This is a genomic window from Nocardiopsis ansamitocini, assembly GCF_030268225.1.
Lineage (GTDB): Bacteria > Actinomycetota > Actinomycetes > Streptosporangiales > Streptosporangiaceae > Nocardiopsis_D > Nocardiopsis_D ansamitocini.
In genome coordinates, this window is sequence record NZ_BSQG01000001.1 from 252,363 (window position 1) to 271,977 (window position 19,615).

General features: G+C 68.4%; 18 protein-coding genes. 7 read left to right on the forward strand and 11 right to left on the reverse strand.

Going from position 1 to position 19,615, the window contains the following annotated elements; genetic code table 11:
• Window positions 1-141: 141 nt before the first annotated feature.
• From QSJ59_RS01135 to QSJ59_RS01160, 6 genes are all read right to left on the reverse strand, one after another.
• Window positions 142-762 carry an NUDIX domain-containing protein gene (locus tag QSJ59_RS01135; protein ID WP_285756755.1) on the reverse strand — a complete coding sequence of 207 codons (621 nt, stop codon included), beginning with the start codon at window positions 760-762 and terminating at the stop codon, window positions 142-144.
• Window positions 759-2,417: a CTP synthase gene (gene pyrG, locus QSJ59_RS01140; RefSeq protein WP_285756756.1), complete on the reverse strand. Its 1,659-nt coding sequence runs from the start codon at window positions 2,415-2,417 to the stop codon at window positions 759-761. The genes QSJ59_RS01135 and pyrG overlap by 4 nt, the downstream gene beginning before the upstream one ends.
• Before the next feature lie 190 nt (window positions 2,418-2,607).
• Window positions 2,608-3,510, reverse strand: coding sequence for a hydroxymethylglutaryl-CoA lyase (locus QSJ59_RS01145; RefSeq protein WP_285756757.1), 903 nt, complete (start codon window positions 3,508-3,510; stop codon window positions 2,608-2,610).
• 92 nt (window positions 3,511-3,602) lie between these two features.
• Window positions 3,603-5,396: a gamma-glutamyltransferase gene (gene ggt, locus QSJ59_RS01150; protein WP_285756758.1), complete on the reverse strand. Its 1,794-nt coding sequence runs from the start codon at window positions 5,394-5,396 to the stop codon at window positions 3,603-3,605.
• A 160-nt stretch (window positions 5,397-5,556) separates the two neighbouring features.
• The gene (locus tag QSJ59_RS01155) at window positions 5,557-6,552 is read right to left on the reverse strand and encodes a GNAT family N-acetyltransferase (RefSeq protein ID WP_285756759.1); all 996 of its coding nucleotides are present in this window, start codon (window positions 6,550-6,552) and stop codon (window positions 5,557-5,559) included.
• A 277-nt stretch (window positions 6,553-6,829) separates the two neighbouring features.
• Entirely contained in the window at window positions 6,830-7,321 is a 492-nt protein-coding gene (locus tag QSJ59_RS01160; RefSeq protein ID WP_285756760.1) for a DUF3060 domain-containing protein, read from the reverse strand.
• Between the two features lie 729 nt (window positions 7,322-8,050).
• On the opposite strand from QSJ59_RS01160, the gene QSJ59_RS01165 reads away from it, so the two are divergent.
• From QSJ59_RS01165 to QSJ59_RS01180, 4 genes are all read left to right on the forward strand, one after another.
• Window positions 8,051-8,575 carry a DUF6879 family protein gene (locus QSJ59_RS01165; RefSeq protein ID WP_285756761.1) on the forward strand — a complete coding sequence of 175 codons (525 nt, stop codon included), beginning with the start codon at window positions 8,051-8,053 and terminating at the stop codon, window positions 8,573-8,575.
• The gene (locus QSJ59_RS01170; RefSeq protein ID WP_285756762.1) at window positions 8,565-9,407 is read left to right on the forward strand and encodes a helix-turn-helix domain-containing protein; all 843 of its coding nucleotides are present in this window, start codon (window positions 8,565-8,567) and stop codon (window positions 9,405-9,407) included. The genes QSJ59_RS01165 and QSJ59_RS01170 overlap by 11 nt, the downstream gene beginning before the upstream one ends.
• Window positions 9,408-9,624: 217 nt before the next feature.
• The gene (locus QSJ59_RS01175) at window positions 9,625-10,080 is read left to right on the forward strand and encodes an NUDIX domain-containing protein (RefSeq protein ID WP_285756763.1); all 456 of its coding nucleotides are present in this window, start codon (window positions 9,625-9,627) and stop codon (window positions 10,078-10,080) included.
• 41 nt (window positions 10,081-10,121) lie between these two features.
• Window positions 10,122-11,066 carry a hypothetical protein gene (locus tag QSJ59_RS01180; protein WP_285756764.1) on the forward strand — a complete coding sequence of 315 codons (945 nt, stop codon included), beginning with the start codon at window positions 10,122-10,124 and terminating at the stop codon, window positions 11,064-11,066.
• Window positions 11,067-11,111: 45 nt separating this feature from the next.
• Here the strand turns inward: QSJ59_RS01180 and uvrB are convergent, their stop codons facing one another.
• Together uvrB and QSJ59_RS01190 are read right to left on the reverse strand one after the other, a co-directional pair.
• The gene (gene uvrB, locus QSJ59_RS01185; RefSeq protein WP_285756765.1) at window positions 11,112-13,220 is read right to left on the reverse strand and encodes an excinuclease ABC subunit UvrB; all 2,109 of its coding nucleotides are present in this window, start codon (window positions 13,218-13,220) and stop codon (window positions 11,112-11,114) included.
• Between the two features lie 108 nt (window positions 13,221-13,328).
• Entirely contained in the window at window positions 13,329-13,889 is a 561-nt protein-coding gene (locus QSJ59_RS01190) for an ATP-binding protein (protein ID WP_285756766.1), read from the reverse strand.
• A gap of 218 nt (window positions 13,890-14,107) precedes the next feature.
• Between QSJ59_RS01190 and QSJ59_RS01195 the strand changes: the two genes are divergently transcribed.
• The 3 genes from QSJ59_RS01195 to QSJ59_RS01205 all read left to right on the forward strand — a co-directional run bounded on the left by QSJ59_RS01195 (window position 14,108) and on the right by QSJ59_RS01205 (window position 15,532).
• A complete protein-coding gene (locus QSJ59_RS01195) occupies window positions 14,108-14,971 on the forward strand; it encodes a helix-turn-helix domain-containing protein (RefSeq protein ID WP_285756767.1) in 864 nt (287 codons plus the stop codon).
• Window positions 14,968-15,153 carry a DUF397 domain-containing protein gene (locus QSJ59_RS01200; RefSeq protein ID WP_285756768.1) on the forward strand — a complete coding sequence of 62 codons (186 nt, stop codon included), beginning with the start codon at window positions 14,968-14,970 and terminating at the stop codon, window positions 15,151-15,153. Before QSJ59_RS01195 ends, QSJ59_RS01200 begins: the two co-directional genes overlap by 4 nt.
• Window positions 15,154-15,286: 133 nt before the next feature.
• Window positions 15,287-15,532, forward strand: a complete 246-nt coding sequence (locus QSJ59_RS01205; RefSeq protein ID WP_285756769.1) for a DUF397 domain-containing protein — start codon at window positions 15,287-15,289, stop codon at window positions 15,530-15,532.
• A 21-nt stretch (window positions 15,533-15,553) separates the two neighbouring features.
• Here the strand turns inward: QSJ59_RS01205 and QSJ59_RS01210 are convergent, their stop codons facing one another.
• The 3 genes from QSJ59_RS01210 to QSJ59_RS01220 form a co-directional block, all read right to left on the reverse strand.
• Entirely contained in the window at window positions 15,554-16,702 is a 1,149-nt protein-coding gene (locus QSJ59_RS01210; protein ID WP_285756770.1) for a methyltransferase domain-containing protein, read from the reverse strand.
• Window positions 16,703-16,938: 236 nt separating this feature from the next.
• Window positions 16,939-18,351, reverse strand: coding sequence for an HNH endonuclease signature motif containing protein (locus QSJ59_RS01215; RefSeq protein WP_285756771.1), 1,413 nt, complete (start codon window positions 18,349-18,351; stop codon window positions 16,939-16,941).
• 449 nt (window positions 18,352-18,800) lie between these two features.
• Window positions 18,801-19,595: an SDR family NAD(P)-dependent oxidoreductase gene (locus QSJ59_RS01220; protein WP_285756772.1), complete on the reverse strand. Its 795-nt coding sequence runs from the start codon at window positions 19,593-19,595 to the stop codon at window positions 18,801-18,803.
• Between the last annotated feature and the right edge of the window lie 20 nt (window positions 19,596-19,615).

The window sequence follows — 19,615 nt, forward strand, 5'->3', positions numbered from 1 at the left end:
CTCCCGTTGATCGGGGCGATGATGCCACAGCGGACCCGTTTCGCGCGGGCACCACGCGGGCGGGGAGGAAAAAGCGCCGCGCCGCCGCCCGCTCGGGGCGACGGCGCGGCTGGGCCGAGGAGGACCCGGATCGCTCCTGATTTACTCCTGGGCCGTGCGCAGAGTGGCGAAACCGTCCGCTGAGGCCGCGTGCGCGGCGAGGATCCCGAGGATGGTGGCGCCGTTGTGCAGCCGGCCCTGGGCGACCGCGGCCACGGCCTCGGCCAGGGGGACCCATTCGACGGGCATGTCGGCCTCCTCGTGCACGCGCACGAAGTCCACTTCGTCGGCGGGGACCTCGGTGAGGCCACGGGCCAGGAAGATGTGGATGCGCTCGGTGGAGAACCCCGGGGAGGGGAAGAAGTCGACCAGTTCGTGCCAGGTTTCGGCCCGGTGGCCCGTCTCCTCCAACAGTTCCCGCTGTGCGGTGCGCACGGGCGGCTCCCCCGTCACGTCGCGCATCCCCGCCGGCAGCTCCCACAGCAGGTGGTGCACCGCGTGACGGTACTGGCGCAGCAGCAGGACCCGTCCGGCGTCGTCCAGGGCCAGGGCGACCACGGCACCGGGGTGGGTGAAGAGGTCACGGGCGACGAGCTCGTCACCGTCCCGGCCGGGCATACGCACCCAGTCGGTGGTCATCCCGGTCTTGGCGCCCGCGTAACGCTCCTGGGAGCGCTCGACCGGCCAGGACTCGGGAACGTCGGCGAGGGGGGTGCCGCTCACTGGTGGCCGGCCGCTCGGGTGGGGGCGTAGTCCAGTGCGGCCGAGACGAGGCCCGCGAACAGCGGGTGCGGCCGGGTGGGCCGTGAGCGCAGCTCGGGGTGGGCCTGGGTGGCGACGAAGAACGGGTGCTCCTCACGGGGCAGTTCGACGTACTCCACGAGCCTGCCGTCGGGCGAGAGACCGGAGAAGACCAGGCCGGCCGCTTCCAGGCGGTCACGGTAGGCGTTGGCGACCTCGAAACGGTGGCGGTGGCGTTCGGAGACCTCCGGGGCGCCGTCGTAGACCTCGCGCACCAGGGACCCCTCGGCAAGCGCCGCCGGGTACAGGCCCAGGCGCATCGTGCCGCCCATGTCCCGCTCGCCGGCGATCACGTCGGTCTGGTCGGCCATGGTGGCCACGACGGCGTGCTTGGCCTTGTCGTCGAACTCGACGCTGTTGGCGCCCTCCAGGCCGGCGACGTCGCGGGCGTACTCGATGACCATGCACTGTAGGCCCAGGCAGATCCCCAGCAGCGGGATCTTGTTCTCGCGGGCGTAGCGGATCGCGCCGAGCTTGCCCTCGATGCCGCGCACCCCGAAGCCCCCGGGGATCAGTACGGCGTCGACGCTGTCCAGTTCGCGGGCCGCGCCCTCGGAGCTGGCGCAGTTGTCGCTGGCGACCCAGCGGATGTTGACCCGGGTCCGGTGGGCGAATCCGCCCGCGCGCAGTGCCTCGGTGATCGACAGGTAGGCGTCGGGCAGGTCGATGTACTTGCCCACGAGCGCGACGGTGACCTCGTGGTCGGGCTGGTGCACGCGGCCCAGCACGTCGTTCCACTCGGTCCAGTCCACGTCGCGGAAGGACAGGCCCAGTCGGCGCACGACGTAGGCGTCGAGCCCTTCGCGGTGCAGGACCTTGGGGATGTCGTAGATGGAGGGGGCGTCGGGGCAGGACACCACACCGCCCTCGTCCACGTCGCACATGAGGCTGATCTTGCTCTTGAGGCTCTGCGGGATCGGCCGGTCGGAGCGGCACACGATCGCGTCGGGCTGGATGCCGATGCTGCGCAGGGCGGCCACCGAGTGCTGGGTGGGCTTGGTCTTGAGCTCACCGGAGGGGCCGAGGTAGGGCAGCAGCGAGATGTGCAGGAAGAAGCAGTTGTCGCGGCCGATCTCGTGCCGGATCTGGCGGGCGGCCTCCAGGAACGGCTGGGACTCGATGTCGCCGACCGTGCCACCGATCTCGGTGATGACGAGGTCGACGTCAGCCGCGTCCATCGCCAGGATGCGGGACTTGATCTCGTTGGTGATGTGCGGGATGACCTGCACGGTGTCGCCGAGGTAGGCGCCCTGGCGCTCCTTGGCGATGACGCTGGAGTAGATCTGGCCGGTGGTGACGTTGGCCGACGCCGGCAGCTCGGTGTCGAGGAAGCGCTCGTAGTGACCGATGTCGAGGTCGGTCTCGGCACCGTCGTCGGTGATGAAGACCTCGCCGTGCTGGAAGGGGTTCATCGTGCCGGGGTCGACGTTGAGGTAGGGGTCGAGCTTTTGCATGGTGACCCGCAGGCCCCGCGACTTCAGCAGGCGCCCCAGGCTGGAGGCGGTCAGACCTTTTCCGAGACTGGAGGCGACGCCGCCGGTGACGAAAAGGTGTTTGGTACTCGCGGCGGATGCCAAAGTGATGCTCCCGTGGTCGTATGGCTACGGATCGCCAGGATGTTCGACGGGCGACCGTGCGGTGTCCGCGGGCGGTTGACGTAATCGCCACCAGATGCCTCGGACTCCACGGGCGACCAGGATAACACCGTCGCACGCCGCGGTCGCACACTCGCCCGCACGTGGTCCTCACCGCCTGCCACCTGGGCCGTCAGGGCGCGGGAAAGGCTCCGGCCCGGCCCAGCAGCGCCGGGGGTTCCTTCCCGAGGCGGGCACCCAGCCAGTCGCCGACGGCGGCCGTCGCCCCTTGGTCGATCCCCGTTCGCACCCCGCTGCGGTGCAGCATGTAGAGCAGGTCCTCGGTGGCGATGTTGCCGGTGGCAGCCGGGGCGAAGGGGCACCCCCCGAAACCGCCGACGCTGGAGTCCAGGACCCGGACCCCGTGGGCATGGGCGGCCAGGGCGTTGGCATAGCCGGTGTTGCGGGTGTTGTGGAAGTGGCAGCGCAGCACCGCCTGCCCCGCCACCGCGCGGACCCGTTCGACCAGGTCCGCGACCTGAGCGGGCACCCCGACGCCGATGGTGTCCGCGATGGCGACCTCCACGGCGCCGGCGTCGGCGACGCGGTGGGCGATCTCGGCTACGCGCGCGGGCGGGGTCTCCCCGTCGAAGGGGCAGCCGAACGCGGTGGAGACGGTGGCGCTGACCGGTGTCCCCGCCTCCTGGGCCGCGGCGGCGATGTCGGCGAAGACCGCGAGCATCTCCTGGACCGTGCAGCCCTGGTTGCGCACGCAGAAGCCGTCGGTGGCGGGAATCGCGACGTTGACCTCGTCCACCCCGGCCGCCAGTGCCCGGTCCAGGCCGCGGCGGTTGAGTACGAGGCCGATGTAGGCGACGCCGCTGTGGCGGTCGACTCCGGCCATGACCTCTTCGGCACCCGCCATCTGCGGAACGCGCTTGGGGTTGACGAAGCTGACGGCCTCGATCCTGCGCACCCCGGCCGCCACGGACCGTGCGATCAGTTCCAGCTTGTCCTCGACCGGCAGGACCCGGCTCTCGTTCTGCAGACCGTCCCGGGGGCCGACCTCGACGATCTCCACACGCCCTACACCCATGCGGCCTCCGCTGCTCGTGATCAACGCCTCGGCGGCCAGCCTAATGGCCGTCCCCGGTCGGCCCATGCGGACCGACCGGGGACGGCTCGGCGTCAGGGCAGTTGGACGGCGGCGTGCCCACCGCCGCGGCGCTCGGCTTCGGCTGCGGCGAGGACCCCGCCGTCCGGTAGGAACTCCAGTGCGGCGGCGGCACCGATCTCGGGGGTTGAGGTGAACTGGTGGCCCAGCGCGCTCAGTTCCTTCTCCTCGGGGGTGCCGAAGAAGGCGGGCTCGGCCTGGGTGGTGGCGGCGTTGCGCTGGGAGAGGCGGGGGGCGGCCAGCGCTTCGGGCAGTGTCAGTCCGCGGTCGATGCGGTCCACCAGGAGATGGAGGACGGTGGTGATGATGGTGGCGCCGCCGGGCGTGCCCAGGGCGAGGAAGGGTGCGCCGTCACTCAGCACGATCGCGGGGGCCATGCTGGAGCGTGGCCGTTTGCCGGGCGCGGGCAGGTTGGCGGCTCCGGCACCTGAAGGCGCGACCTCGAACTCGAAGTCGGTGAGCTCGTTGTTGAGGATGAACCCGCGGCCGGGAACGGTGATGCCGCTTCCGCCGGTCTGTTCGATGGTGAGGGTGTAGGACACCACGTTTCCCCACCGGTCGGAGGTCACCAGGTGGGTGGTCGAGGGCCCCTCGTGCTCGCCGGCCTGCTGGGGGGCTGCCGGTGTGCACTCGCCCGAGCCGTCGAGGTCGCCGGGGGCGGCGGGGGCGGGCAGCACCGATGCGTCGTCGACCAGGCAGGCCCGCTGCGCGGCGAACTCGTCCGACAGCAGGGTGTCCAGCGGGACGTCGACGAAGGCGGGGTCGCCGACGTAGGCGTTGCGGTCGGCGTAGGCGAGCTTGCTGGCCTCCAGCGTGTGGTGTTGCAGTCGCGCGGAGTCGGCGGGGTCGGGGTCGAGGGCGGTGAGGATGTTGAGGGCTTCGCCGACGGTGGATCCCCCGGAGGAGGAGGGGGCCATCGAGTACACGTCGAGGCCGCGGTAGGAGACGCGGGTGGGCTCCTGGGCGACGACCTCGTAGCCGCTGACGTCGGCCTGGGTGAGCAGGCCCGGGCGCACCGTGCGCGTGGCGCCGGGGCGCACCGGCGGGTCGGCCGCGGTGGCGGCGATGTCGGCGCCGATGCCGCTGGAGAGGACGCCGGTGCCGTGGCGGGCGAATTCGCGGTAGGTGGTGGCCAGGTCCCGGTTGCGCAGGCGGGTCCCCACTGCGGGCGGCGCGCCACCGGGCAGGAACAGTTCGGCCGTGGCGGGGAAGTCGGCGAAGCGCTCGGCGTTGGCGGCGGTCTGGTCGTGGAAGGTCTGGTCGACGATGAAGCCGCGCTCGGCGAGGCGGATGGCGGGGTTCATCACGGTGCGCAGCGGCCGGTTGCCCCAGCGCTCCACGGCCTGTTCCCAGGTGGCCGGAGTTCCTGGGGCACCCACGGAGAGCCCTGAGGTGACCGCCTCGGCGAACGGAATGGGCTCACCGCCCTCCAGGAAGGAATCCTCGGCCATCGCCGCGGGGGCGGTCTCACGGCCGTCAAGAGTGTGGATCCGTCCCTCTTCGGCGCTGTAGTAGACGAAGTACCCGCCACCGCCGAATCCGGAGGAGTAGGGCTCGGTGACGCCCAGTGCGGCCGCGGCCGCGACTGCGGCGTCCACGGCGTTGCCGCCGGATCGCAGCACCTGCATTCCGGCCTCGGTGGCGTCGCGGTCCACCGTGGCGACCGCTCCCCCGTGGCCTCGGGCGGTCGCGGTCTTTCCGTTGTCGTCGTGGGGTGCGGGCTCCCCGTCGGCCTGGGCCGGTACGGCCGCGGCCGTGGTGAGGACCAGGGCGCCCACTGCGGCTCCGACCCGATGTCTCCAGCGCATCGGTATTCCCCTCGCGTCGGTTCGCGACTCGATGCCGCGAGACAATCACCGAAGGTAGCGTTTCGTGACACCTCGACACCAGAGCGGACGGAGACCCGATTCCGGGCGGAACCGCCCGGGTCGCTCATCGGCGCGGGACGGGCCCGCGCCGATGAAACGGTCAGCGCAGCGCGAGCGCCGGCCGGACCTCCCAGGTGGTCCACAGCGGCCGGTAGCCCATGCGGTTCCAGAACGGGCCCGAGAGCGGGTTCATGAGGGCGTAGTTGAGCAGCGTGACCGCGATGCCGTGGGCGTCCAGGGCGTGGTGCGCCTGGCTGACGAGGGCGGTACCGATGCCGCTGCCGCGCTCCTCCTCGGCCACCACGCCGTAGCCGATGTAGGCGGCGGGGCCGGCGTTCACGAGCGGCGAGACCCAGCGGGCGCGCTCGGGCGGCGAAACCCAGACCAGGCCCACCGCGCGCCCGCGACGCTCGGCCAACCAGACCCACGACGGGGGCCGGCTGAGCGCCCGCGCGACCACGCGACGGGTCTGCTCGGCCGTCTCGGGCTGGATGAACACGCCGCCGAAATGCTGTTCGTAGCGGTGCTCCTCCATGACCAGGCTCACGACCGCCGCCAGGTCGTGGTGATCGGCGAGGCGGATCGTGACGTCGCGCGGGGGCAGCGACGGGGGAACCCCGCGCCGCCGCTGACGCGCGGCCAGGACCGTGAAGGGCTGGAGCCCGTGGCGTTGCAGGGGCCGTACACCGGAGACATCGCGTGCGGGCCACGTCAACAGCGCGGCCGACTCCGAGCCGGTACCGCTGGGCAGTTCCTCCAACTGGTCGCGCCAACTGGCCAGCAGCGAGTCCAACGCCCCTTCGGGGTCGGGGCCGCCGACGAGCGGGGTGATCCAGTGTTGGTCGGGCACCCCCCAGGTGCGACCGACCTCTCCCGGCTGGAACCAGGAGTAACGCATGGTCCCGGTGGCCATCGGGCGGCCCACTTCGTCGCTGACGGTCAGCAGCGGATTCGAACTGAGCCGCGGATGCGACGGAGCGGGCAGCAGTGGATCGATCTCTGCCCATCGCCGGGCGACCGACCGCACCAGCTGGTCGAACTCGGCTGTACTGCCGGGCGGATCGTCATGCCGCACCCGTGCGACATAACCGCTCATTCATCCCTCCCTGGCGAAACGCGTGTTCCAACGCACGAAGCGCGGGTCGCTGGCGCTCCGCCGCTAGAGCCGCTGATCGATTACCTAAAGTCGCGCCGTGACTACATGAAGAGACAGTATCGTCTCAAGTTACCGCTAGTAGGGAATAATGGAAAATTCCCGACTTCGTATTGAAAATGCTGCTGTGCAATCCCTCGGGGGTGTCGCCACAAACGTTCCAACCGTAACGGAATATCCGAAGTGACGGCAGGGCAGGGGCAGGCACCACGGAACCGGATCAGGGAGCGGCGTCCCCGCCTGCCTCGATGACATTGCCGGTGCCGAGGTCAGCCGAACGCGGGTCACCCGAAGCGTAGTAGACGAGGTTCTTTGAACCGACCACGTTCACCGACGTCGCCGTGCCGACATGGACCTCGTTGCCGCTTCCCGCGACGTTGACGTCACCGCAGGAGCCGTTCAGGACCACCGTCGTGTCGCTGGCCACGACGTTGACGGCACGATCGCCGCAGTCTTCCTTGATGTTCTCCCCGCTGGAGGCGATGGTGAACACGGATTCGCCGTCGGCCCGCACCCCTCCACTCGACTCCGAGGCGTTTCCCGCGCCGGGGATCACGACCTCGGCGTCTCCGTTGCCGACCGAGACACCGCCGTCCTCGTCGATGGAGATACCGGTGCCGTTCTCGTCGCGCAGGTCGATACCGCTACAGCCCGCGCCTGCCAGCATGAACAGGGTCGCCGCACCGGCGGTGGCAAGGATCCGGCCTCGCATGGGGATTCTCCTCAAGTCGTGGTCGGGCGGCCGGCTGCTCGGCCACCCGATGATTGGACGCGCGCGGGCCCGCCACGGTTCGCCACGGCGACGATTCGGGTACGGACGGCGACCGAAAGCGGTCACCGCAGGCTGGGCTCGTTGCCTGCCGGGGCCTCCCCCGCTCAGGATCAGTAGTCCCGGAGCGTCGAAACGGCGGCGTCCGGTCCTGGTCGAGCCCGGCGACGGCCACCCCATCCATTTCTACGGGGATGCCCACCAGCACAAGGAACCCACTGTTGGGACCGGTTTCGAGCCGTGGAACCGTAACGAGGCGGTTGCCGGACGAGTGCGGCATCGGTACCGGGAGTCGCGAGGATATCAACGCGCGCTTCCACTACGGGCAATCCGCCCCACGCCGGGTTGCCCCGATGCTCTCGCGGATGGGCCGGTTTATGCGATGACGCAAATATTGGGGCTCCCGCATAGACGGCTCAGGTGCGCCACTCGTACGGTCGTGACAACCGGCCCGCAGGGGTCGTCCGAGGGGGTTCGTGGTCATGGCTCGTGAAGGACTGATCCGGCTTACCGGCAACGAAAACGGTACGTGCGGTAAGGACGATTGCCCGAACGTCTACCGGACCGCATCGGGATCATTCGTGGTCCAGGGCGACATGTCCGATGCCTTCAAGGCGCCTGACGGGGAAGGGCTCGTGGAGATTCCCGAGGAGACGTTGAGGGAGGCTGTTCGTGCTCTTGGCTGGTGAGGAGTGGGCTGCTCGCTTTGAAGGATTTCAGCGGGAAGCCTGGCGTCTGGAGACTCTGCCTCAATACCTCATGCCCCAGGAAGCGGAGGAGTTCGAGGCATTCAGGGACGGTGCTCGCATCGATCCGGCATCCGTGTCGAACGAGTACACCGACCGGTTGCGCCGGCAAGTCACACAGGGACGAAGCCAAGGCCGGGTTCATGTGCTGACTCGTCCGCTGTCCGACTACCTTCGGTTCGAGTTCCACCACTACTACAAGGCCCACTCGCTGGCCGGTGAACGAATCCGCATTCTCGACGTGACGGATCGACCCAACCCTCTTGAGGGAGTACAGGATTTTTGGATGTTCGACCGTTTTGAAGTGGTCCTCATGAACTACCACTCCGACGGTCGGCAGATCGGCCGAGAAGTGTTCCATGGCGACGTTGCGCCGTTCCTTGACTACCAGCGGATCGCGGTCGATGAGTCGGTTTCCTTCGAGGAGTATGTGAAGGGCCTTGGCCTTTGATCCCGGGGCGCTGAGACGTTCCAGGTCAGATCTAGCGGCAGCCTTGAAGGAGGAGCGCAACCGGGCCGGATGGACTCAGGTGCGGCTCGCCAAGCGCTGCAACATGAGTCAGACCAAGGTGAGCAACATCGAAAGCGGGAAGTTGACCCCCGCCATAGTCGATGTCGAGCTGATCCTTGAATCCCTGGGCGCCAACGGTCCGCTAGCTACTGAAATCCTGTCGCTTGCCCGCTCCGCCAACACTGAGTGGCAAGATCATTGGACGTCTCGCCGCAGGGGATTGGACAAAAAGCAGAATGAGTTGGCACGCCTGGAGGCGAGAACCAAGGAGTTCCGTTTCTTTCTGCTCTCCATGGTCACCGGCCTACTCGCCACACCCGACTATGTTCGGGCGAGCATCGCCGATGTCTCCGGCGATCAACAAAAAACAATTGCCAAGAAACTTGAACGACAGAGCATCCTGCTCGACACTGAGAAGTCGTTCACTTTCATCCTGACCGAGCAGGCTGCCAGGTGGCCTATCCTTCCCCCTCTTGCAATGGCTATGCAATTGGATCGATTGACATCGGTTTCCCGCCTGCCCAACGTCCAGTTAGGCGTTCTCCCTCTCATCGGCCATATTCCGGAACGGCCGTTGAACACTTTCACGGTCTACGACCGGCGCCTTGCCACTGTGGAAACCGGAACCGGGGCTCTGACCCTCCGGGACCACCGAGACGTGAACGCTTACCGAGATGACTTCGACAGGTACGAGAAATATACGGTTTGGGGTGAAAACTGTCGGGGACTGTTGTCCGAGTGGTCGATGATTTTTACCCGACAACGCCAATAAAGCGCTGAGTTCGGGCTAGCTTGAGGGATCATTTCCTCGTACTCACCAACACGGGAGGCGGGGACAGCATGGCAGTAGCGGCGACAGAGACCGGCACCAGACACGGCGATTACGTGACTTGCCCCGGGGGCCAGCCTGGGCATGACCCACACCCGACGGCATAGGTTGAGCAAACATCGCAAGCGCGTCCAACGCTTGCCCTATCGAAAGAGTGCGTATGAAGCGCATCATTGCCCGAATGTGGAAGCTCATTCGCGGACCCCTGCAATGGCGCTTCCTGTGGTTCGCGCACGCCAAATTCATGATCGGCGTGACGGGCGTGGTGCGGAACGAGGCGGGGGAGATCCTGCTTCTCAAACACCGAATGTGGCCCGCAGAGCGGCCATGGGGACTTCCCACCGGTTATGCGATCAAGAGTGAAGAGTTCCCGAAAACCATCGTTCGAGAGGTTCGGGAGGAAACCGGTCTCGAAGTCCTTCCTGGCCGACTGGTCCAGGTGACCAGCGGCTACAAGCTCCGCGCGGAAATCGCCTACGAGGCGCTTCACGTGGGTGGAACTCTCAAGCTCGACAGCTTCGAGATTCTGGAGGCGAAATGGTTCAGCCCGGACACGCTCCCGGAAGGGATACAAGAGTCCCACGTCCAACTCATCAGGGCGGGGGCGGCGACCTGACGGAACTCTCCCCGAACGAGTCCGTCACCGGCGTCAAGGCAATGGCGATGCTGGCAGCCATGCGCGCCGACGCGTCTTCGCTCACGGGAAAGCACCCGGCCCACGTGTTCCGGCCTCTCTCGGAAACGCTCAACCGATGGACGGCTCATGGCATCGATACCGCGCTGTTTTATGCAGGTGCAGAAACGGCCAGGCGTCGGTACGCCGGATGCGGGTTGACGAAGATGTTGCCGCTCGACCGCGTACTGATCGGCTGCGAATCCTCGCGTGTCGGTGCCTTCGGCGGGTTCCACCACTCGGATCAGGGATACCGGCACCTTCAAATGATGGCCGTCATCACCATGTACGGCCCCATGGAACGACGGAACCCCGAACGCCCCGCTCTGGCCCTACTCGACCTGCTGCGTGCGTACGCGCATGACTGCCTTCACTACGGATCGCGTAGGCGGTACGTGGAAGTGGCAGGCATCCCCGTCCGCACGCAGTACGGAATCAACTATCGCCGCGCAACCGGGCAGTCCTACTCGGCTGCCGATCAGCACGGAAGCCGCCACACGCGAAATCTCGGAATAGTCATGGAAGGAGCGTGTGACAAAGAGGCGCGTTCCATCACCCGACAGACAGCAGAACGGTTCGGTTTGACGGAACCTTCAGACATTCTCGGCACACTCACCTTCCGAGACGTGACGGGAACGTTGACGGAGGAGGACACCCGGCGCGTGGTGGACGTACCGGAAAGCGAAGAACAGACGCTCTACGCGGCAGCCCTCAGCGGCTACGAGGAAGGTGTCAACCGCCGATACGCGCACTTCCTCTCGGAGTTCGCCCCCGGGGAGGAGAGCGAGTGCCACACACGTCTACTCGCCGCCATCATCAACGGTGATGCGCCGGAGCTGGGGGCGTGGCTGGACGAACGCCACGGCCCGGGGACCTTCACGGGCCTGTTCCGCACGCCGGGCTACTTTGAACCCGGCTTGGCCGTGTAGGCGTTCGCCCCATGCAACAGGGCACCCGCGGAGCGGCTGCGCCTCTCAGCCCATTCCGGCTTCCTCCATGCCGCGCAGCTCCCGCTTGAGCTCCTTGATCTCGTCGCGCAGCCGGGCGGCGAGCTCGAACTGGAGGTCGGTGGCCGCCTGGTGCATCTGCGCCGTCAACTGCTCCACGAGATCGGCCAGCTCCACCCTCGGCATCGCCGAGACCTCCGCTGAGCGCTCCGCACCGCCGTGCCTGGCCAGGCCCGGCACCGGGGCACGCCCGCGGTTCTCCTTGCGGTACCCGCCCTCCAGCAGGGACTCGGTGTCGAGGTCCTCGCGGTTGAGGGAGTCGAGGATGTCGGCGATCTTCTTGCGCAACGGCTGGGGGTCGATGCCGTGCTCTTCGTTGTAGGCGATCTGCTTGGCGCGGCGCCGGTTGGTCTCCTCGATGGCGCTCTCCATCGAGTCGGTGATCCGGTCGGCGTACATGTGCACCTGTCCGGCCACGTTGCGCGCCGCGCGGCCGATGGTCTGGATCAGCGAGGTGCCCGAGCGCAGGAACCCCTCCTTGTCGGCGTCCAGGATCGCCACCAGCGAGACCTCCGGCAGGTCCAGCCCCTCGCGCAGCAGGTTGATGCCGACGAGGACGTCGTACTCGCCCGCGCGCAGCTCGCGCAGCAGCTCGACCCGGCGCAGCGTGTCGACCTCGCTGTGCAGGTAGCGCACCCGGATACCGAGATCGGTGAGGTAGTCGGTGAGGTCCTCCGACATCTTCTTGGTGAGCGTGGTGACCAGCACCCGCTCGTCGCGCTCCGCCCGCACCCGGATCTCGTGGACGAGGTCGTCGATCTGGCCGTCGGTCGGCTTGACCACGACCTCGGGGTCGACCAGGCCGGTGGGCCGGATGACCTGCTCGACGACGTCGCCGCCCACGCGTTCCAGCTCGTAGCGCCCCGGGGTCGCCGAGAGGTAGACGGTCTGGCCGATCCGTTCGCGGAACTCGTCGGCCTTCAACGGCCGGTTGTCCATCGCCGAGGGAAGCCGGAAGCCGTGGTCGACCAGGGTGCGCTTGCGCGCGGCGTCGCCCTCGTACATGCCGCCGATCTGCGGGATGGTCACGTGCGACTCGTCCACGACCAGCAGGAAGTCCTCGGGGAAGTAGTCCAGGAGCGTGTTGGGCGGGGTTCCGGGCGCGCGGCCGTCGAAGTGCATCGAATAGTTCTCGATCCCGGAGCACATGCCCATCTGCTCCAGCATCTCGAGGTCGTAGGTGGTGCGCATGCGCAGCCGCTGGGCCTCCAGCAGCTTGCCCGCGCCTTCCAGCTCGGCGAGGCGCGAGGTGAGCTCGGTGCCGATGTCCTTGATGGAGCGCTCCATGCGCTCGGGGCCGGCCACGTAGTGCGAGGCGGGGAAGATGTACATCTGCTCGTCCTCGCCGATCACCTCGCCGGTGAGGGGGTGCAGGGTGAGCAGCCGCTCGACCTCGTCGCCGAACATCTCGATGCGGATGGCGAGTTCCTCGTAGACCGGGATGATCTCGATGGTGTCGCCGCGCACCCGGAAGGTGCCGCGGGTGAAGGCGTAGTCGTTGCGGGTGTACTGCATCTGCACCAGTCGGCGCAGGAGGTCGTCGCGGTCCGCCTCCATGCCGACCTTGATGGTGGCCATGCGGTCGACGTACTCCTGCGGGGTGCCCAGGCCGTAGATGCAGGAGACCGAGGAGACGACGATGGTGTCGCGCCGGGTGAGCAGCGAGTTGGTCGCCGAGTGGCGCAGCCGCTCGACCTCCTCGTTGATGGAGGAGTCCTTCTCGATGAAGGTGTCGGTCTGGGGGACGTACGCCTCGGGCTGGTAGTAGTCGTAGTAGGAGACGAAGTACTCGACGGCGTTGTTGGGCAGCATGTCGCGCAGCTCGTTGGCGAACTGCGCGGCCAGGGTCTTGTTGGGCTGCATGACCAGCGTGGGGCGCTGGAGCTTCTCCACCAGCCACGCGACGGTGGCGGTCTTGCCCGTTCCGGTGGCGCCCAGCAGCACCATGTCGCGCTCGCCGGCGGTGGCCCGCTTGGCCAGCTCCGCGATCGCGGCGGGCTGGTCGCCGGCCGGGGTCATCTCGGAGATGACCTCGAACGGCTTGAGCGAACGCTCGATATCGGTCACCGGACGCACGTCGCCTCAACTCCCCCGTCGGACATGATCCACCCTCGGACCCAACCGTATCCCCGGGCTATGACAACAACCGTCGGGTGGCGGGGGATTCCCCGGCGGCGTGATGGCTCAGACGTGCGGCCAGGCGCTTCCCGACAGGTCGTAGGCGAGGTGGAACCACACCTGCCGGTGGCTGCGGAAGCCGTTGTCGCCCCAGGACGTGGCGATGCTGTCCACGAGGGCCAGGCCGCGCCCGGTCTCGGCGGCGAGCCGGTCGGCGAAGCGGTGGGAGGCGAGGTAGGAGCGGTCGCGGTGGTCGTGGTCGGTCCTCTCCAGCTCGCCGCCGTCGCGGCAGGTCAGCGTCATGCCGGTGGGCGAGCGGTCCACCCGCAGCGTGTAGGTCTCGCCGGGCAGCCCCGAGCGGGTGTGCGTCAGGGCGTTGGCGACGAGTTCGCTGCCCAGCAGGTCGAACAGGAAGCGGTACTCCGCCCCTTGCGCGGCGGCACAGGTGTCCAGGAAGGCGTGCACCATCGGCATCAGCAGCGGCTCGCCCCGGAAGGTGAAGGCGCGGCAGGTGTAGTGGCAGCCCTCGAAGGCGCGGTTGAAGTAGTGCTCGTAGCCGCTGGGGATCAACAGGTTGAGCGGGATCGTCACCTCGGGCATCGGCGGGACGGGGGTGAGGGTGAACATGCGGGCTCCTCGGGGAGAACGGGCGTGCGGAAGGAAGCAGGGGCCGATCGCCCGCGAGAAGGTCCGTTGCCCGGACACGGAGGCGGACGGGGCGTAGCGTGACCAGGGAAACGGTGCGTGATGTGGTGGTCACTGGCCACACCCATAGATTAACTCGACATTGTCGAATTTCAAGAGAGAATTCGACAATGTCGAAAAAATTGCCTTAGGCTTCCTTCATGCGCAACCCACACAGCCCCACGCTCCGACTGCGGCGTCTTGTCGCGGAGTTGAAACAAGGACGCGAGAACAAGAACTTCACTGTCGCCCAAGCCGGTCAGCGTCTGGGGTGGACCGCATCCAAGATCAGCAAGATCGAGACCACCGAGACTCGGCGGATCATGGCCGCCGACCTCGACAGGCTGCTGGACCTGTACGACATCGACGACCCCGCCAAACGGAGCGCTCTTCATGCTCTTGCCCGCGACGCGAAGGAGCGCGGCTGGTGGTCGAAGTACCGGGAAGTCTTCGGAGAGCAGGCGTTGCCGGACTTCGAGGCAGAGGCATCGGTGATCCGGACCTTCGAGGGTTTGGTGGTTCCGGGCCTGCTCCAGACCCCCGAATACGCGGAAGCGCTGTTTCGCGGAGGCCGCTACACCGGTCCGGATGACATCGAACGTCGGGTGCGAGCGCGGATGGCGCGACGCGAGATCCTCACCAGGTTCAACCCTGTGCATCTGCGCGCGGTTCTGGATGAAGCCGCGCTACGGCGCATGATCGGTGACACGGAGATCATGCATGAACAGCTCCAGCACCTGCTCTACATGGCGAAGCTGCCCAACATCGACGTCCAGATCCTGCCCTTCTCCGTGGGGTCGCACGCGGCGCTCGTCGCGCCGTTCAGCATCCTGGAATTCGCCGAGCACCTGAACCCGCCAATCGTTCATGTCGGAACTGTTACTGATTCAGTATTCTTCGAACAGGCCGGAGACGTTGAGCGCTACAACATGACGTTCGGCGACATCCAGGGCACCGCCATCAGCACCTCGCAGAGCGCAAGGTTCATTACCGAGCTGTCCGAATCCCTAGAGAGAGACGCATGACCAACGAGCTGGTTTTCCACAAGAGCAGCTACAGCGGCCAAGAACCCAACTGCCTCGAAGTCGCCCCCCTCACCGCAGGCGCCGCCCTACGCGACTCCAAACACCCCCACCACGGCCACCTCACCTTCCCCGCCACCGAATGGGACGCCTTCCTCACCGCCGCCCGCGACCACGCCCTCTGACCGGACACCGGCCGCGCGGCCCCGAGCCCTGACCGGTAACGGTCACCATCCGGGCCGCCCGGCTGCGATGGGTGGACCCTCACAACGGGAATCACCTCGGGTGACCACATACCTTCCCCGAAGGAATCCCGTTATGGAACCAACACTGAACTTCCGCAAAAGCAGCTACAGCGGCCAAGCCCCTAACTACGCCGAGGTGGCTCCCCTCCGCTTCCGCACAAGCTCGCACAGCGGACAGGATCAGAACTGCCTCGAAGTCGCCCCCCTCACCACAGGCGCCGCCCTACGCGACTCCAAACACCCCCACCACGGCCACCTCACCTTCCCCGCCACCGAATGGGACGCCTTCCTCACCGCCGCCCGCGACCACGCCCTCTGACCGGACACCGGCCGCGCGCCGCTACCCGACCGGGCCGACCTCCCGGCCCGGATCGTCCAGCCACGCCCGCTGGCCGTCCGCGTCCACGGTGAGGCCGAACCGGTCGTGGGCGGGCTTCCCGAGCCCCAGCCACCAGTCGTAGGCAGCGCGGAGTTCGTCGAACAGCCGACGCGGGCCGTGCTGGCGGACCCGGTACTCCCCCACGGTGTCGGCGGTGATCCGCCACCTCGCCCACGATCCCGTGTCGGCTCCGGTGTCCGCGCCCGTCCCCGGGTCCATCAGGTAGACGGTGAACCCGTCGCCCGAGTCGTCGTGGACCACCGTGGAGAGCATCCCGGACACCCGCAGGCCGATCGCGAAGGACGCGTCGAAGCCCGACACGGGTTCGTAGGGGTGCAGACCCGTGACGGTCTCGGTGAAGTCGTGGACGGGATCGACCCGGTCCTCCACGGACCCGTGCGGGGTGCGCTGGTCGCGGACCCACATGAACCCCACGCCGGCCCCGAAACGGCCCGAGGCGGTGCCGTCGTCGGCCACGTCGAGCAGCAAAAGGGTGCCGTTGTGGAACGCGGTGCCGAACGGGGTGACGACGCGTCCGCCCGGCCGGGTCTGCTCCACCCAGGCGTACGGCACCCACCGCACCGCCGCGGTGGCGATCACCCGGTCGTAGGGGGCGCGGGCAGGCCAGCCCGCCGTGCCGTCGGCGGTCACCACCAGCGGATCGACCCCGGCAGCGGCAAGGCTCACGCGGGCACGCTCGGCCAGCGCGGCGTCCACCTCGACGGTGGTGACCCGGTCGTCGCCCAGCCTGGCCGCCAGCAGCGCGGCGTTCCACCCGGTGCCGGTGCCGATCTCCAGGACCGTCATACCGTCGTCGAGGGCGAGTGCGCCGAGCATCAACGCCACGACGGAGGGCATGGACGCCGAGGACGAGACGTAGCCACGGCCCGAACCGCCGCCGTCGTCGAGCTGGGTGATGACGGGGGCGTCCCGGTGGACGAGTTCGCTCCAGCGGCCGGGCTCCCGGGAACGGACCACGGGACGGAGGGAGGCGTCCCAGACGGTGTCGGGAAGAAAGGAATCGCGCCGCACGGATTCGAGGACGGGGCGCCACCGCGCGGACAGGCCGCCGACCTCGACGAGCCGGGCGGCCGAAGCAACGTGGTCCATCGCTCCCCCTTTCGATCCGGACCGGAGCGGAGGATCCAACCGGGCGAGGGGTGGACCCCTTTCTCGCCCCGGCTCCTGACGTTCCTCTACCTACCCAAGGCACGCCTGGCAACCGTGCCGTCGCAGGGACCGGGGCAACGGTAGTGGACCGTGCATGTCGTGTCCGCCGAATTTCGTCCCCTGTTGTTCCTAAGTGCTTCTAAGCGCTCCTGAGGCGGGCCCGGCCACCGCCGGAGCTACCCGCCCGGGTAGGGCTCGGGCCGGACGGTGTGCACGCGCCGGTGCGGGGTGCGCCAGGTCAACACGCCCGGACCGGACTGGGTGAGGCGCCAGTCCGGGTGCTGTTTGAGCCGGTGGTGCTTGCGGCACAGCGCGGCGAGGTTCCCGGGATCGGTTGGGCCGCCCCGGTGGTGGGCGCGGGTGTGGTCGGCGTCGCACTCGACGGCCGGGCGCGGGCAGTGTGGGAACCGGCAGGTGCGGTCGCGGGAGTCGATGTGGCTGCGCAGGACGCGCGGCGGGCGGTAGGCGGTGAGACCGTGCGCGAGCGGGGTGCCGTCGGGGTCGACGACGGTGTAGCACCACTGGGTGGCCCGGTGGGTGGCCTCCCGGGCGAGGGCGCGGGCGGCGTCGGCCCGGATGGGACCGTGGCCGCAGATCTCGGCGAGCGCCTCGCTGGTCGCGCCGCCCAACTCGGCGGGCAGGGCCGACAACGGGATGATGACGTGCAGCTTGCCCACCGGCGAGAATTCGACCGGGCGGGGGCCTGCCAGCCCCGGGAGGGCAACGGGCTCGACGTGGGCGGATACGGCGGCGTCGTGTTCGGCGAGGTCGGCCGGGATCTCGGGGCCGCTGGTGGCGGGCAGGCGGCCCAGCAGGAGGCTCACGGCGGTGTCGGCACGGAGTTGGTCCATGGAACGGCCCCCTGCCGCACCGTCGCGCTTGAGCCCTCGGGCGATCGCGCCGAGGCGTTGCTGGACGGCGAGTGCGTCGACCGTGTCGATGTCGGCGACCAGGAACGAGGCGGTCCCCGGACCGTGCGCCGGGTGGTTGTCCACGACCATCGTGGTGCGGGCCTCGATGGTGCGTCCGTGCCGTTCGCGGGCGCGGTCCGGATCGAGTTCGACGATGACCCGCTTGGCCAGGTTCTTCAACCGGGTTCCCGTGCGGGTGCCGCCCTCAGCGAGCATGCGCGCCTCATAGGCCGCGCACAGCGGTGCCGGCCAGTCGGCGGGCGGGAGGTCGCAGATGGTCCGTGCGCGGGACTCGTCCAACGCGCCGTCGGCCAGTGCGCGGTGGATGCCGGGGAAGTCCGCGACCAGGCGGGAGGCGTGGGACAGCCAGGCTCCGGCGGCTCCGGGCGACAACTGGAGTTCCAGGCCGAGCTCTGCCGCGGCCTCCTCGTGCGCGCTGGTCTGGCGCGGCACGGGGGCCTGGGCCAGGGCCTGATCGGTGAAGGCGGCCATGGCCGCCAGTTGCACCGCCGCCAGCTCCCGGCGGGCGGACTCGATCCGGGTGATGAACTCCAGGAGCTCACCACTGGAGAGCGCCCCCGGATCGACCGCGCGCACCCACGGGGCCACCGCCGTAGGGAGGGAACGGGCGGCGGGGGGCACCTCCTCGCGGAGGCCGAGGGTGGCGGGGGGATTCATGCTCTTATTTTATCGAACACGCGTACGAACAACAAAGGATTCCGGAAGAAAAATCCGATTCACTTTCTCGGAGAACACCGGGTGAGCTGCGATAAGGGTTCAGGGTTCTTCGCGGACCCGCGCGAACCGACGACGGACGGAGAAACCCCGCACCGCTCATCCCACTGCGGGACAACCCCCGAACACCAGGCGTCGAACATGGGCGCGGAACGCGCGGACGACAAGCGTCCCGCACCCGCCAGGTCCAGCTACGGCACGATCGAACATGGACACAGAACGCACGGACGACAAGCGTCCCCCACCCGCCAGGTCCAGCTACGGCACGATCGAACATGGACACAGAACGCACGGACGACAAGCATCCCCCACCCGCCAGGTCCAGCTACGGCACGATCGAACATGGACACAGAACGCACGGACGACAAGCATCCCCCACCCGCCAGGTCCAGCTACGGCACGATCGAGTCCACGTAACCGCCGTCCACGCGCACGGCGGCACCGGTGGTCGCCGATGCCTGGGCGGAGCTGAGATAGACGACGAGGTTGGCGATCTCCTCCGGTTCGATCAGGCGCCCCAGGAGGGACTGGGGACGGTGCAGGCGCATGAACTCGCGCTGGGCCTGCTCCCAGGGCAGGTCCCTGTCCACGAGTTCGTAGACGAAGTCCTCCACTCCCCCGGTGTGGGTGGGGCCGGCGATAACGGAGTTGACGGTCACCCCCGTTCCCGCGGCCTCCTTGGCGAACCCTCGGGACACCCCAAGCAGCGCCGTCTTGGACACGCCGTAGTGGATCATCTCCGCGGGGACGACGATCGCGGAGTCGCTGGCGATGTACTGCACGCGGCCCCAGCCGCGTTCGGCCATCCCCGGCAGGTAGGCGCGGGTCAGCCGCACCCCGGTCAGGACGTTGGTCTCGAAGTAGCGACGCCATTCGTCGTCGGTGATCTCCAGCGCCGGGCGGGCCCCGAAGACACCGAGGTTGTTGACCAGGATGTCCACCGAGGGCACGGCGGCGAGAAGCGCGGCGGTGCCCTCGTCGGTGGTGATGTCGGCGGCGACCAGGGTGGGCCGGGTACCCGGAACGGCCCGGCGCAGGCTCTCGGCGGCGGTGTCCAGCCGGCCGGCGCCGCGGCCGGTCAGGACCACGCGTGCGCCCGCGGAGGCGAGGCCGGTGGCGATGGCCAGCCCGATGCCCTGCGAGGAACCCGTTACCAGGGCGGTCCTACCGGTGAGGTCGATCTGCACGGTGGTGCGCTCCTTGTCGT

What these genes read in the sequence shown, in the direction of transcription:
- ggt (WP_285756758.1), bottom strand. Translation starts at nt 5,396, where the DNA reads ATGCGCTGGAGACATCGGGTCGGAGCCGCAGTGGGCGCCCTGGTCCTC.
- QSJ59_RS01145 (WP_285756757.1), bottom strand. Translation starts at nt 3,510, where the DNA reads ATGGGTGTAGGGCGTGTGGAGATCGTCGAGGTCGGCCCCCGGGACGGT.
- QSJ59_RS01190 (WP_285756766.1), bottom strand. Translation starts at nt 13,889, where the DNA reads ATGTTCACCCTCACCCCCGTCCCGCCGATGCCCGAGGTGACGATCCCG.
- QSJ59_RS01175 (WP_285756763.1), top strand. Translation starts at nt 9,625, where the DNA reads ATGAAGCGCATCATTGCCCGAATGTGGAAGCTCATTCGCGGACCCCTG.
- QSJ59_RS01210 (WP_285756770.1), bottom strand. Translation starts at nt 16,702, where the DNA reads ATGGACCACGTTGCTTCGGCCGCCCGGCTCGTCGAGGTCGGCGGCCTG.
- QSJ59_RS01180 (WP_285756764.1), top strand. Translation starts at nt 10,122, where the DNA reads ATGGCGATGCTGGCAGCCATGCGCGCCGACGCGTCTTCGCTCACGGGA.
- QSJ59_RS01195 (WP_285756767.1), top strand. Translation starts at nt 14,108, where the DNA reads ATGCGCAACCCACACAGCCCCACGCTCCGACTGCGGCGTCTTGTCGCG.
- QSJ59_RS01160 (WP_285756760.1), bottom strand. Translation starts at nt 7,321, where the DNA reads ATGCGAGGCCGGATCCTTGCCACCGCCGGTGCGGCGACCCTGTTCATG.
- QSJ59_RS01200 (WP_285756768.1), top strand. Translation starts at nt 14,968, where the DNA reads ATGACCAACGAGCTGGTTTTCCACAAGAGCAGCTACAGCGGCCAAGAA.
- QSJ59_RS01215 (WP_285756771.1), bottom strand. Translation starts at nt 18,351, where the DNA reads ATGAATCCCCCCGCCACCCTCGGCCTCCGCGAGGAGGTGCCCCCCGCC.
- QSJ59_RS01155 (WP_285756759.1), bottom strand. Translation starts at nt 6,552, where the DNA reads ATGAGCGGTTATGTCGCACGGGTGCGGCATGACGATCCGCCCGGCAGT.
- QSJ59_RS01205 (WP_285756769.1), top strand. Translation starts at nt 15,287, where the DNA reads ATGGAACCAACACTGAACTTCCGCAAAAGCAGCTACAGCGGCCAAGCC.